General features: G+C 54.8%; 10 protein-coding genes. 3 read left to right on the plus strand and 7 right to left on the minus strand.

The window, feature by feature from the left end; all coding sequences use genetic code 11:
* Positions 1-34 precede the first annotated feature (34 nt).
* The 4 genes from phoU to NNL38_RS12680 are packed head-to-tail and all read right to left on the minus strand — an operon-like array spanning position 35 to position 5,499.
* Complete coding sequence (phoU, locus tag NNL38_RS12665) at positions 35-754, minus strand: phosphate signaling complex protein PhoU (RefSeq protein ID WP_255388393.1); 720 nt, start codon at positions 752-754, stop codon at positions 35-37.
* Positions 755-763: 9 nt separating this feature from the next.
* On the minus strand, positions 764-1,582 hold the full coding sequence (gene pstB / locus NNL38_RS12670) for a phosphate ABC transporter ATP-binding protein PstB (protein WP_255388394.1): 819 nt from the start codon (positions 1,580-1,582) through the stop codon (positions 764-766).
* Positions 1,583-1,600: 18 nt separating this feature from the next.
* Positions 1,601-3,214, minus strand: a complete 1,614-nt coding sequence (gene pstA / locus NNL38_RS12675) for a phosphate ABC transporter permease PstA (RefSeq protein ID WP_255388395.1) — start codon at positions 3,212-3,214, stop codon at positions 1,601-1,603.
* 41 nt (positions 3,215-3,255) lie between these two features.
* A complete protein-coding gene (locus tag NNL38_RS12680; protein ID WP_255388396.1) occupies positions 3,256-5,499 on the minus strand; it encodes an ABC transporter permease subunit in 2,244 nt (747 codons plus the stop codon).
* Between the two features lie 261 nt (positions 5,500-5,760).
* Between NNL38_RS12680 and NNL38_RS12685 the strand changes: the two genes are divergently transcribed.
* From NNL38_RS12685 to ppx, 3 genes are read left to right on the plus strand one after another with little or no spacing between them, the layout of a single operon-like run.
* Entirely contained in the window at positions 5,761-6,264 is a 504-nt protein-coding gene (locus tag NNL38_RS12685; RefSeq protein ID WP_255388397.1) for a glycine cleavage system transcriptional repressor, read from the plus strand.
* Positions 6,265-6,304: 40 nt separating this feature from the next.
* On the plus strand, positions 6,305-8,500 hold the full coding sequence (ppk1, locus tag NNL38_RS12690; protein ID WP_255388398.1) for a polyphosphate kinase 1: 2,196 nt from the start codon (positions 6,305-6,307) through the stop codon (positions 8,498-8,500).
* Entirely contained in the window at positions 8,493-9,992 is a 1,500-nt protein-coding gene (gene ppx / locus NNL38_RS12695) for an exopolyphosphatase (protein WP_255388399.1), read from the plus strand. The genes ppk1 and ppx overlap by 8 nt, the downstream gene beginning before the upstream one ends.
* An 81-nt stretch (positions 9,993-10,073) precedes the next feature.
* On the opposite strand, the gene NNL38_RS12700 is transcribed toward ppx, so the two are convergent.
* From NNL38_RS12700 to phoB, 3 genes are all read right to left on the minus strand, one after another.
* The gene (locus NNL38_RS12700; RefSeq protein ID WP_255388400.1) at positions 10,074-11,222 is read right to left on the minus strand and encodes a PstS family phosphate ABC transporter substrate-binding protein; all 1,149 of its coding nucleotides are present in this window, start codon (positions 11,220-11,222) and stop codon (positions 10,074-10,076) included.
* The gene (gene phoR / locus NNL38_RS12705; protein WP_255388401.1) at positions 11,179-12,483 is read right to left on the minus strand and encodes a phosphate regulon sensor histidine kinase PhoR; all 1,305 of its coding nucleotides are present in this window, start codon (positions 12,481-12,483) and stop codon (positions 11,179-11,181) included. Before phoR ends, NNL38_RS12700 begins: the two co-directional genes overlap by 44 nt.
* 72 nt (positions 12,484-12,555) lie before the next feature.
* Positions 12,556-13,245 carry a phosphate regulon transcriptional regulator PhoB gene (gene phoB / locus NNL38_RS12710; RefSeq protein ID WP_255388402.1) on the minus strand — a complete coding sequence of 230 codons (690 nt, stop codon included), beginning with the start codon at positions 13,243-13,245 and terminating at the stop codon, positions 12,556-12,558.
* Positions 13,246-13,298 lie beyond the last annotated feature (53 nt).

The raw sequence follows: 13,298 nt of genomic DNA on the forward strand, positions 1-13,298 counted from the left end.
CGGGACATTTTCTATCTGAAAGCCTGAAGGCACCTTACTCACTCTGATCCAGGATACTCTTCAGATCTTCCTGGCTGGTATGGCGAATATCTTTGCCTTTGACGAAGTAAATAATATATTCACAGATATTCTGGCAGCGATCCCCTACCCGTTCAATCGAACGCGCCGACCACATCACCTGCAACACATTCGGGATCGAGCGGGGATCTTCCATCATGTAGGTCATCAACTGACGAATAATCGCCTCATACTCCCGGTCAATCCGATCATCTTCCTGATACACCTTCACTGCCGCTTTCACATCCATCCGAGCAAAGGCATCAAGCACTTCATGCAGCATTCGCACCGCATACTGACCCAGCGCCTCCAAAGACACCAGCAGGTTGTACTGCTTATTGGTAAAATTCTCCAGTGCCACTTTGGCAATGCTCTCGGCAACATCACCGATCCGCTCCAGATCGGTGATGGTTTTGATAATCGCGATCACCAGGCGCAGATCACTGGCGGTGGGCTGGCGTTTGGCAATAATCCGGGTGCAGGCCTCATCGATCGCCACTTCCATCGCATTGACCTTGTGATCGTCTTGAATCACCCGCTTGGCCAGTTCGGCATCCTGCTTGTGCATCGCCTTGAGCGAGTCCGCCAGCTGTTGCTCAACCAGACCGCCCATCGCCAGCACATGGGTTCGGATGCTTTCGAGCTCCGCATTGAACTGGCCTGAAATATGACGGCCAAGACTTAAGTTATCTACCATATCGACTCCTTAGCCGTAGCGGCCCGTAATGTAATCTTCTGTTCGCTTCTCTTTCGGGGTGGTGAAGATATCATTGGTATTGGCATATTCCACCAGCTCCCCCATGTGCATAAACGCAGTATTGTCCGACACCCGGGCCGCCTGCTGCATGTTATGGGTGACAATAATGACCGTGTACTTGGTTTTCAGCTCGTTGATCAGCTCTTCGATGGTCAGGGTCGAGATCGGATCCAACGCAGAGGTTGGCTCATCAAGCAGCAACACCTCCGGCTCAATCGCAATCGCGCGGGCAATCACCAGCCGCTGCTGCTGACCACCAGACAGGCCGAAAGCACTTTCATGCAGCCGATCTTTCACTTCATCCCACAGGGCTGCCCCGCGCAGTGAGTTTTCCACCGCATCATCAAGCACCCGGCGATCTTTGATCCCCTGCAGCCGCAAGCCGTAAATCACATTCTCATAAATCGATTTCGGGAACGGATTCGGGCGCTGGAACACCATGCCGACCCGGCGCCGCAACGCCGCAACATCAACCTGGTTATCATAGATATTCTGCCCGTGCAGCATGATCCGGCCGTCAACCCGGCAGCCTTCCACCAACTCGTTCATCCGGTTGATACAGCGCAGCAAAGTCGACTTGCCGCAGCCCGACGGGCCGATAAACGACGTCACCTTGCCCTTGGCGATCCGCATGTTGATGTCATACAGCGCCTGATGGTGGCCGTAGTGCAGATCCAGTCCCTCAATCGACATCGCCGTTTTGGCTTCGGATAACGAGGCTAAATCTTCAGGCTGAAACAAGCCAATGGTCGAATTAATAGAAAACATTTACTTTCCTGAGTCCCGTTATTGTTCCAAAGCGCGGAATTTTTCGCGTAGATGATTGCGGATCCCAATCGCCGTCAGGTTCAACCCAACGATCACCGTTACCAACAAAAACGACGTGGCATATACCAGGGGCCGGGCAGCTTCCACATTCGGGCTTTGAAAGCCGACATCATAAATATGATAGCCAAGGTGCATGAACTTGCGCTCCAGGTGCAGATACGGAAAGTGCTCATCCACCGGCAGCGACGGAGCCATTTTCACCACCCCGACCAGCATCAACGGTGCCACTTCCCCGGCCGCACGGGCCACCGCCAGGATCAGACCGGTCATGATCGCCGGACTTGCCATCGGCAATACAATTCGCCACAGGGTTTCAGCCTGGGTCGCCCCCAGCGCCAGCGAGCCATGACGGACCGAGTTGGGGATCCGAGCCAGGCCCTCTTCGGTCGACACAATCACCACCGGCAGGGTTAATATCGCCAGCGTCAGTGCTGACCATAAAATGCCCGGCGTGCCGAACGTCGGGGTCGGCAGCTTATCGGAGAAAAAGATCTCATCAATACTGCCCCCGACCATATAGACAAAAAAACCGAGACCAAATACCCCGTAGACAATCGACGGCACCCCGGCGAGGTTAATCACCGCAATGCGGATCAGCTTGGTAAAGCTGTTCTTGCCGGCGTACTCGTGCAGGTAAATCGCAGCCAATACCCCGAGCGGGGTCACAATCACGCTCATCAGCAGCACCATCAGCACGGTGCCGAAAATCGCCGGAAACACACCGCCCTCGGTATTGGCTTCACGCGGCTCTTCACTGACAAACTGCGCCACCTGGTAACCCCAGTGCGCAACCTTGTCCATCAACGACATATTGTTGGGGTACCAGATATTGAGCACCTGATCCAACGGCAGGCGCACCGTCTCACCGGTCATCTCCCGGACCAGCAACGCCCGGTCATCCAGCTGCTGGCGCAAGGCGAACAGTTGCAACTCAAGCTGACGGTACTCCCGCTCCAGGGTCTCACGCCGCTGGGTCAACTCCGGCTGAGTGCCGAGGCGACGCTCCTGCTGGTGCAACAGGTCCAGCTGCTGGCTGACTTGCACAATTTCGGTCTCCTGCAGCGTCTTGATTTGCAAGCGGATCTGATCGGCCCGGGCCAGGGCAAACGGAAACTCGCTGAGCGGCAGACGTTTCCCTTCCTCAACAAACGCAAGGGGATAACCGTAGAACTTGCCATTTTTCAGGCGATCGATCACCGCCACATCCATCGCCAGCGCGCGGCTCTTGATTTCTGGTTCCAGCAGAGTGATAAAATCCAGCGAGACCCGCTCCCGGTTACCGATTTTGACCAGGTAGCGGTTCACCCGCTCCCCTGACATCGCCGAAACATCCCGCCCGGCTTCGGCCAGCTGGCGCACAGGCACAGACTGGATCTCGTAAATCTCGCCAATCACCACCTGACGGTACGCCGGGCCTTCGACTTCAAACTGATACACAGGTGCAGGCCAGAAGTAGCTCAGCCCTTTCCAGCCAATCAATAGCAATAAGCCCAGTACAGCGACCAGGCTCAGGCTCACCGTGCCGGCAGTCATCCAAATCCATGGCGCGCCGGAGTTCAGCCAGTGTCTCATGTGTTCAAACAATTCATTATCGTCACCAGTGCCAACCCGCCTTACAGCGAGCTGTATCGCTCACGCAGCCGCTGGCGAACCAGCTCTGCAATCGTGTTAAACAGGAATGTGAAGACAAACAGCACAAACGCAGCCAGAAACAGTACCCGGTAGTGTGAACTACCAACTTCTGACTCCGGCATTTCAATCGCGATGGTTGCCGACAGCGTGCGTAACCCTTCGAGGATATTCCAATCCATCAGCGGCGTATTGCCAGTCGCCATCAGGACGATCATGGTTTCGCCGACGGCCCGTCCCAGCCCCATCATAATGGCAGAAAAGATCCCCGGACTCGCCGTCAGCAGTACCACCCGGGTCAGGGTCTGCCAGTGGGTCGCGCCCAAGGCCAGGGAGCCGCTGGTCAAGTGCCCCGGCACCGAGAAAATCGCATCTTCGGCGATCGTAAAGACAGTCGGGATCACTGCAAAGCCCATCGCAATGCCGACCACCAAGGTGTTGCGCTGGTCATAACCAATTCCCCACTCGCTCGCCAGATACACCTGCAGATCGCCGTCAAACAGGGCCTGCTCGAACACCGGCCCCAGGTTCAGGCAGCCATAGCAGAGCAAAATAATCACCGGGATCAGCACCAGGATGTGTAACCCACCCGGTAAACGCACTCGCCAGGCCGCAGGCAGCAACAATGACCAGATCAGGCCAACCACCAGCATCACCAGCGGAAAGGCCACCACCATCAAAAACACCCCGGCCAGGTGCATTTCAATCACCGGCGCCAGCCAGATCCCGGCCAGAAAGCCCAGGATCACCGTCGGCAGCGCTTCCATGATCTCAACCGTCGGTTTGATCACCCGGCGCATGGACGATGACATAAAGTACGCGGTATAAATCGCCCCGGCCAGCGCCAGCGGGATCGCAAACACCATCGCATACAGCGCTGCTTTCAGCGTCCCAAAGACCACGGGAACCAGGCTCAGTTTGGGTTCAAACTCATCACTGGCCGAGGTCGACTGCCAGACATACGCCGGCTCGGGGTAGCCCTCATACCAAATTTTCTGCCAGAGTGATGCAAAACCGATTTCCGGGTGGCGGTTATTGACCTTATATACCTGCCACTGATCACCGCTGACCGTCAGCAGCCGATCCGCCCGGGGAGAAATCGCCATCCACTCCGGCACCCGCTCAAATCGCGTCTCCTGATAAATCGGTCCTTTCACCGTGGTATAAAACGCGGATAAGGTGCCGTCCTGCTGCACGGCAAAAAAGCCTTTGCGCGAGTATTCCGGTACCAGATGTGTCGCAGCACTCCCCGGCGCCAGCTTGAATTCGCGCGCCTTCACCATCTGCCGCTCTCCGTCGCGGAGCACCTCAAACCACTGGGCTATCGACTGATGCCCGGTTCGGATCAGCAAGGAGTTAGCGCCGGAGAGCAATGTCATCTGCGCCCGGCTGCCCGGCTCAGCACCAACATCCACCACTTCACGCACATAAGATTGCTCCCCGCGCAGCGCAACGACATAGAGTTCCTGCGCGCCCAGCGCATACAGGGTCCGGGCATCCGGGGTCACTGCCAGCGCATCGACCCGCGCCGGCATCCCCGGGACGGCAAAAAACTGTGACTGCCAGGTGCCCTGCTGGTTTTGCAGGCTGACCGACTTTTCAAACGTCGCGACCCGCAGCCGCTGATCGGCGGTGATCCCGGCAATGACAGCCTGATGGTCACGGAATGATGCCGCCAGCAGCGTGAGCGACTGTTGCTGCGGATCCAGTTGGATCGGCGCCCGGCCCAGCGGATAGGCAACACCCGGCTTGGTTTGCCGCCCGGCTTGCGGCGTTTGCTCTGAAAAAGCATTGTGAAATAGCGGTTTAAACAGCACGACCTGACCAGCGGCATTGCCATAGGCAAAAACCTCCTCACGCGGCAAGGTACGCGCGACACTGGTCGGCTGCGCCATGATCTGAATCTGGCTGCTCACCTGGCCGGCCTGCTCACCGTTGAGCGAAACAAAACTCAGCACGCCCTGCGTCGAGAGCCGGTAAGCCAAATCATTTTGCTCACTGATGCGGATCACCGCAGCCTGATCGGGGAATGCCGTCGAAAATGTCTGCTGCGACGTCACCCGGACCGAGGCAAATATCGGCATAATGACATAGAGCAGGTAGAAGAAAATCAGAACTAAAGTAACAAGGACAAAAATGCCGCCAGCCGTGACCCCATATCGCGCAAGTTTGTCTTTTACCCGGCGCCCAGGGCTGTCTCCTTTTAGAAAATCACCGGCGTCAGCCATTATTACCTCAAAGAATTTATACGTTTACCAATAATATGTCTTTTAGATGACAATTATATGACAGCACGGAGAGCACTGACCACTTCTCCTTTTCCATTCCCTGCTAACCCATTAGATTGACATAAATTTGCAATGAAATGTCACTAGTCTGAACGTTCTATGACCCCAGACGAATTTCAATGGCCACGCGATGAATGCACCTAGACAGATCATGCACATGCTCACATAATGAATTAGCCTATTACGAAAAAGGAAGTCGTTATGAAGCATCTTGTCATTACAGTGATCGGTAAAGATCGCCCAGGTCTGGTTGAAGCCCTCTCTGAAACGGTTTACCAGAATCACGGCAACTGGCTTGCCAGCAGCCTGAGCAAACTTGCCGGACAATTCGCCGGGATTTTGCAAGTCGAAGTAGCGACCCAATATGTGCCCCTGCTCAGCCAGGCCCTGGCCAGCATTGCCGACTTACAAGTTCAGATCGTGGAAGACGACAGCAAAGTGGTCCCGGTCACCACCCTGCATCATCTCACAGTCACCGGCAATGATCGTCTGGGAATCGTCAAAGAAGTCACCAGCAAACTCAAAGAGCTGGGGGTCAATATCAACAAGCTCAAAACCGACACCCAGAGTGCGCCGAACTGGGGCTACCCGATTTTCACCGCTGAGTTTCAGCTCGAACTCCCCGCTGAACTTCAGCTCGACGTCGTGCAGGACGAGTTGGAACAACTGTCAGATGATCTCAATATCGATCTCGATGAACACTGATTGCCATTCACTTCGCCATTAGCTTATTAGCAGGAACACAATGAGCACGGAACCTTTGTACCTCGAAAAAGAATTAAGTTGGCTTTCCTTTAATGAGCGTGTCCTTCAGGAAGCGGCAGACCGATCGGTGCCGCTGATTGAGCGGGTCCGCTTCCTGGGAATTTTTTCCAGTAATACCGATGAGTTTTACCAGGTCCGCTTTGCCGATGTGAAGCGCCGGATCCTGATCAACGAGGAGCAAGGCGGCGATGAAGGCGCCAAACAGCTCCTCAGTAAAATTCAGAGCCGGGTCCTCAAGCTCAACCAGGACTTCGACAGCCTTTACAATGAGATCCTGTTGGAAATGGCCCGGCGCCATATTTTCCTGGTCAACGAGCAGCAGCTCGATGACAACCAGCAGATTTGGCTACGCAAGTATTTCCGCAACGCCATTTTGCCCCATGTGACCCCAATCCTGCTGACCGAAGACATCGATCTGCTGGAGTTCCTCAAAGATGAATACTCCTACCTGGCCGTTGAGATGCAGCAGGGCAATAAAAAACGCTATGCCCTGATCGAAATCCCGACCGACCAGCTGCCGCGTTTCATCCAGTTGCCGGAAGCCAAAGGGAAACGCCGCAAGACTTTAATATTGCTTGATAACATTCTGCGCTTCTGCCTGGATGATATATTCAGCGGCTTTTTCGATTATGACAATCTTGCGGCATACTCGATGAAGATGACCCGCGATGCCGAGTACGATCTGAGCCAGGAAGTCGAACACAGCCTGATGGAGCAGATGTCCGAAGGCCTCAATCAGCGCCTGACGGCCATGCCGGTCCGCTTTGTTTACCAACGGGATATGCCGGCCGACATGGTCGATGTGCTGTGCCGGATGCTGAAAGTCTCCAGCTACGACAGTATCATCCCGGGCGGCCGATACCATAATTTCAAAGACTTCATCGGCTTCCCGAATGTCGGTCGCAACTATCTGGAAAACAAACCGCTGCCCCCCCTGGACAGTTACCATTTCATCAGTGCCCGCAACGCATTTGAAGCGATCAAGGCCCAGGATATCCTGCTGTACTACCCATACCACACCTTCAACCATATGACAGAGCTGGTGCGCCAGGCTGCCTATGATCCGAAAGTGCTGGGGATCAAAATTAATATTTACCGGGTGGCCAAAAACTCCAGAATTATCGAATCGATGATCGATGCAGCCAACAACGGCAAACGGGTCACCGTAGTGGTTGAGCTGCAAGCCCGGTTTGATGAAGAGGCCAATATTGTCTGGGCCCGTCGCCTGACCGAAGCCGGTGTCCATGTGGTCTTCGGCGTGCCCGGACTGAAAATTCACTCCAAGCTGTGCCTGATCACCCGTCGCGAGGATGATCGGCTGGTACGCTATGCCCACATCGGAACCGGGAACTTCCACGAGAAAACTGCGCGGGTTTATACCGACTTCTCGCTGATGACCTGTGATGATGAAATAACCAACGAAGTTCGCCAGGTGTTTGGCTATATCGAAAACCCGTATCGCCCGGTGAAATTCAACCACTTGATTGTCTCGCCGCGCAACTCCCGTAGCCGCCTGTACGATCTGATTGACCGCGAAATTGCCCATGCCAAGCAAGGGCTGCCTGCAAGGATTATACTGAAGGTCAATAATCTGGTAGACAAAGGCCTGATTAACATGCTCTACCAGGCCAGTGGCGCCGGGGTACAGATCAAGCTGATCGTCCGTGGCATGTGCGCCCTGATCCCGGGGATCAAAGGGATCAGCGAAAATATCTCGGCCATCAGTATCATTGACCGCTTTCTGGAGCACCCACGGGTGATGGTGTTTGAGAACAGCGGTGATCCGGAAGTGATTATCTCTTCCGCGGACTGGATGACCCGAAACATTGATAACCGGATTGAAGTCGGTTGCCCAATCAAAGATCCGCTGCTCAAGCAACGCATTATTGATATTCTCAATATACAGCTCAGCGATACCGTCAAGGCCAGGATTATCGACAAAGAGATGAGTAACCAGTATGTGCCGCGCGGGAACCGGCGCAAGATCCGCTCGCAAATTGAGACCTATGATTATCTGAAGCAGACCGAGAAACAGCTGAGAAAAAAGGCCGAGAAAGCTGAGAAAGCTGAGAAAGCTGAGAAAGCTGAGAAAGCTGAGAAACCAGTAAAAGCTGACAAGAACGCTAAAAGCAATAAAGCCAACAAAGCAGAAAAAGCGATGATGAACAATGATTGATAATGAACGCCCCCGTGAAATAGCTGCGATCGATATTGGTTCAAACAGCTTTCATATGGTCGTGGCCAGGGTGGTCGGTCAGAGCCTGCAAATCATCAGCCGGCATAAACAGCGCGTCCATCTGGCCAGTGGGCTGGACAGTTGTCAGAACCTGGATCAGGCCGCCATTCAGCGCGGCCTGGACTGCCTGGCGATGTTTTCCGAACGTCTGCAGGGATTTGACCCGGACAATGTGCGGATTGCCGCAACCTATACCCTACGCCAGGCCCGTAATGCCCATGTGTTTATCAAACGGGCCGAGCGGATCATTCCCTACCCGATTGAAATTATTCCCGGCACCGAAGAAGCCCGGTTGATTTATCTCGGCGTAGCGCATACCCAGCCGGAAAAAAATCGTAAGCTGGTGGTGGATATCGGCGGCGGTAGTACTGAGTTGGTGATTGGCGAGGACTTCAATGCCCACCTGCTGACCAGCAAACATATGGGTTGTGTCAGCTACCACAAAAACCATTTCGCCAAAGGCAAAATCAGCGCCAAGAGCATGGCAGCTGCCACCCTCGCGGCAGAGCAGAAACTGGAAAGCATTGCCGGGAAATATCGCAAAACCGGCTGGGATAGTGCCTTGGGCTCCTCCGGGACCATCAAGGCTATCCGCGAAGTGCTGGTCGAATCCGGCCATAGCGATGGCGTGATCACCGCTGAGCGACTCCTTGAGCTGACCGACAAGATTCTCCAGTTCAAGCAGGTTGATGAACTCGATTTACCCGGACTGACCGATGATCGCAAGCCGGTATTCCCGGCAGGCGTCGCCATCCTCAATGCTGTGTTTAAAGCGCTAAAAATAGACGAGATGGCTTTTTCAGATGGTGCACTACGGGAGGGCTTGCTGTATGAAATGGAAGACAGATTTCGTCACAGCGATATTCGTACCCGAACCGCCAGTGCCATGGCCGAGCAATACAATGTCGATATGGAGCAGGCAACCCGGGTCAAATCCACCGCAGAGATGCTGTATGACCAGGTCGAGTCTCAACCCGGCCTGGCAAAAACTGAGCTGGCCACATTGCTCAGCTGGGGGGCCCTGTTGCACGAAGTCGGCCTGAGTATCAGCTATCCGGGCTTTCATCGTCATTCGGCCTACCTACTGCGCCACAGCACCATGCCAGGCTTCAATTTTGAGCAACAGTCGGTGCTGGCAACCCTGGTCCGGTTCCAACGAAAAAGCCTGAAACTCAATGAAATGCCGGAACTGACTATTTACAAACGCAAGCACCTGTATCCGCTGATCCGGACCCTGCGTCTGGCGGTGGCACTGAACGGGCAGCGCTCCGATGAGCCCTTGCCGAACATCAAAGTCAAAGCCAATAAAGAAGTCTGGGAAATCGCCCTCCCACAAGGTTGGGAAGAGAGCAACAAACTGCTGGCCGCCGATCTCAAACAAGAGCAAGACTACTGGAGTAAAGCCGGCTGGAAACTCGCCATTACCTCCTGAGCTGCCACCCAACCCTATCCCTTATTTTTGCCGGGCACTTGCCCGGCTTTTTTCACTGCTTTTTTCAAAGCGGTGCAGGCTCTATTTTGCCAAGCCTAAACGCTTCAGATCCTGCTGTACAATCGCGGCCGAGAGCGGGACATAGCCGTCTTTTTCAACGATGTGCTGACCTTCACCGGAGAGCACATAGCGAATAAACTCTGCCTGCAAGGGCGGCATGGGCTCATTTGGATGCTTGTTGACATAAATATAGAGATACCGCGCCAGCGGGTAACGACCACTGAGCGAATTCTCAATCGTCGCTTCAACATAATCGTTCCCTTCCCGCGCAACCGGGATCGCCCTGATCCCCGTCGTTTTATAGCCAATCCCGGAATAACCGATCGCGTTGAGCGAACTGGACACCGACTGCACTACCGATGCCGATCCGGGTTGCTCATTGACGTTATTGCGAAAATCCCCCTGGCATAGCGCACGCTGTTTAAAGAAACCATAAGTGCCCGACACCGAATTGCGACCGAACAGCTGGATCCGTCTCGCCTCCCAGCTCCCGCTCAATCCCAGCAGCCCCCAACGGGTGATAGGCGTAGTACCGCCGCAACGCAATGTCCGCGAATAAACCGCATCGAGCTGGGCGAAATTAATCCCCTGCAATGGATTATCTTCATGCACAAACACCGCCAGCGCATCAATCGCCACCCGAACCGCCACCGGCTCATAGCCATACGCCTGCTCAAAAGCTTCAATTTCCCGGGCTTTCATCTGCCGGCTCATCGGCCCCAGCTGCGCCGTCCCTTCAATCAATGCGGTCGGGGCAGTCGACGACCCCGCCGCCTGAACCTGGATATTCACACCAGGATACAATCGCTTGAACTCTTCTGACCAATAGGTCATCAGGTTGGCAAAAGTATCGGACCCCACAGAGGACAGGTTTCCCGAGACGCCCCCCACTTTCTGGTAGGATTTCAAAGGACTTTCAATGGCTGGCTCAGCTGCATGGGCAACGCCCCCCCAGCCACTTGCCACCAGACAAACAGCAAGACGCAGCGCAACACGGCTGTAATGGATGAATCGGATATCGGCTCTCCTGCTAACTTTTAACAACAACGACAAAAGCGGCATGAGATCCCCCGACGGGATCACTGCCGCTATCCTGGATTGAGTCACACCGGGCAATAACTGGCGATCAGGCTGCCTCGGCCACCAGACGTTGCGGCAGGGTAAAGGCAAACGTACTGCCTTCCCCGACCACACTTTCGATTTCCAAATGGGAGTCATGGTGGCTCAGCGCATGCTTGACGATAGCAAGGCCTAAGCCACTGCCGCCGGTTTCCCGCGAGCGGGCTTTATCCACCCGGTAGAACCGCTCCGTCAGCCGGTGAATATGCTGCGGCTCAATTCCCTGCCCCTTATCGGTCACTTCCAGCCGAGGACCGGCGGGCGAGCGATACCAGCGCACCGCCACCTGGGCATTTTCCGGGGTATGTTTCACCGCATTGTACACCAGGTTGGATATCGCACTGCGCAGCTGATCTTCATCGCCAAGCACCTTGAGCGATTGATCAACATCGAAGGTAAACAGCTGCTCATTGCCGCCGCTGAGCGAGATCGCTTCTTTTTCCAGAATATCCAGCATCGCCGGCACATCAATGATCTCTTCCAACTCAATATTCGGCGCGGCTTCAATTTTCGACAGGGTCAGCAACTGCTCCACCAGCGAGTTCATTCGCAGCAACTGTTCGGTCATCACCCCGTGCGCCTTATCCCACATCGGGCCGGCCAGCATTTCGGGATCCCGCGACATTTCCAGATAGCCCTGCAGCACGGTCATCGGTGTGCGCAGTTCATGGGAGACATTGGCAAAAAAGTTACGACGCATGCCTTCGAGCTGCTTCACTTTGGAAACATCTCGCACCACCATCAGGTACTCCCCTTCGGTGTAACGCATGATCCGCAGCTCCAGCGTGCGATCGTAGTTCAGCGGTGAGGTGATCTCCAGCGGCGTCTCAAACGACTGCTTGGCAAGGTAACGGACAAAGTCCGGGCTGCGGAGTAAATTACTGATCGGCTGCCCGGCATCATCCGGCCAGCGAAAGCCCAGCAGGTGCTGCGCCAGCTTGTTACACCAGACAATATTCCCTTCACTGCGAAAGACAACAACCGCATCAGGAAGGGATTCCGCACCATTTCGGAACCGGCGTATCAGGGTGGCCAGCTCTTTGCGACGGCGTCGGTTACGCTGCTGCAAACGGTAAATGCCGTTAAACAGCGGCTCCCAGCTACCGGAGCCGGAAGGCGGGGTCAGACTGCGCTCTTTCCACAGCCAGTTCGACATTTTCAGCTGATTGTGAAAATGCCAGATCAGCTGGATCCAGGTCGCCACCAGTAAAAACCAGGGCATGTAACCAAAAATCCAACCGAGTGCAATCCAGGGCAGGTAGAAAAAAGCCAGTTCCCAGACCAGCTTTTTCCACGACAGCCGTTCAACCATTGATGACTCCATTGACACAGCTGCCCGGGGGCCCTGCTGTGTTCAAACTATAGATGCAGTGTAAGCTCCCGCTCAGGTGCGGGTTGAGAAGCGGTAGCCGGCACCACGTACCGTCTGCACCATCTTGTCATGACCCGTATTTTCCAGCGCTTTACGCAGGCGACGAATGTGAACATCCACCGTGCGGTCTTCGACATAAACGTTGGTGCCCCAGACGTTGTTCAGCAGTTGCTCACGGCTGTACACCCGCTCCTGGTGAGTCATGAAGAAGTGCAGCATCTTGAACTCGGTCGGCCCCATATCAAGCTGCTCTTCATTCGAGGTCACCCGGTGAGAGACCGGATCCAGCTTCAATCCCTGTACGTCAATCACGTCATCCAGGGAAGTCGGGGAAACCCGGCGCATCACGGCTTTGAGGCGTGCCATCAGCTCTTTCGGAGAGAAAGGTTTGGTGATGTAATCGTCAGCACCAGCCTCCAGGCCGCGGACTTTATCTTCTTCTTCGCCACGAGCCGTCAGCATCACAATCGGGATCTGGCGGGTCATTTCGTCACGCTTCAAATGCTTGATCAGATTGATCCCAGAGCCGCCCGGCAACATCCAGTCCAAAACGACCAGTTCCGGATAAGGTTCGCAAAGCTTGTCCAGCGCTGTGTCATAATCTTCGGCTTCAATGGCCTCGTAGCCCTTCTGTTCGAGGACGAAACACAGCATCTCGCGGATCGGCGCTTCGTCTTCTACAACAAGAATCCGTCTAACCATAATGATTCATACCTAATAGTTGTTGTCTGTCGAGCGACATTATGTGTTCTTAT

It is taken from the genome of Photobacterium atrarenae (assembly GCF_024380015.1).
GTDB classification, from domain to species: Bacteria; Pseudomonadota; Gammaproteobacteria; order Enterobacterales; family Vibrionaceae; genus Photobacterium; species Photobacterium atrarenae.

What these genes read in the sequence shown, in the direction of transcription:
- phoU (WP_255388393.1), bottom strand. Translation starts at nt 754, where the DNA reads ATGGTAGATAACTTAAGTCTTGGCCGTCATATTTCAGGCCAGTTCAAT.
- pstB (WP_255388394.1), bottom strand. Translation starts at nt 1,582, where the DNA reads ATGTTTTCTATTAATTCGACCATTGGCTTGTTTCAGCCTGAAGATTTA.
- pstA (WP_255388395.1), bottom strand. Translation starts at nt 3,214, where the DNA reads ATGAGACACTGGCTGAACTCCGGCGCGCCATGGATTTGGATGACTGCC.
- NNL38_RS12680 (WP_255388396.1), bottom strand. Translation starts at nt 5,499, where the DNA reads ATGGCTGACGCCGGTGATTTTCTAAAAGGAGACAGCCCTGGGCGCCGG.
- NNL38_RS12685 (WP_255388397.1), top strand. Translation starts at nt 5,761, where the DNA reads ATGAAGCATCTTGTCATTACAGTGATCGGTAAAGATCGCCCAGGTCTG.
- ppk1 (WP_255388398.1), top strand. Translation starts at nt 6,305, where the DNA reads ATGAGCACGGAACCTTTGTACCTCGAAAAAGAATTAAGTTGGCTTTCC.
- ppx (WP_255388399.1), top strand. Translation starts at nt 8,493, where the DNA reads ATGATTGATAATGAACGCCCCCGTGAAATAGCTGCGATCGATATTGGT.
- phoR (WP_255388401.1), bottom strand. Translation starts at nt 12,483, where the DNA reads ATGGTTGAACGGCTGTCGTGGAAAAAGCTGGTCTGGGAACTGGCTTTT.
- phoB (WP_255388402.1), bottom strand. Translation starts at nt 13,245, where the DNA reads ATGGTTAGACGGATTCTTGTTGTAGAAGACGAAGCGCCGATCCGCGAG.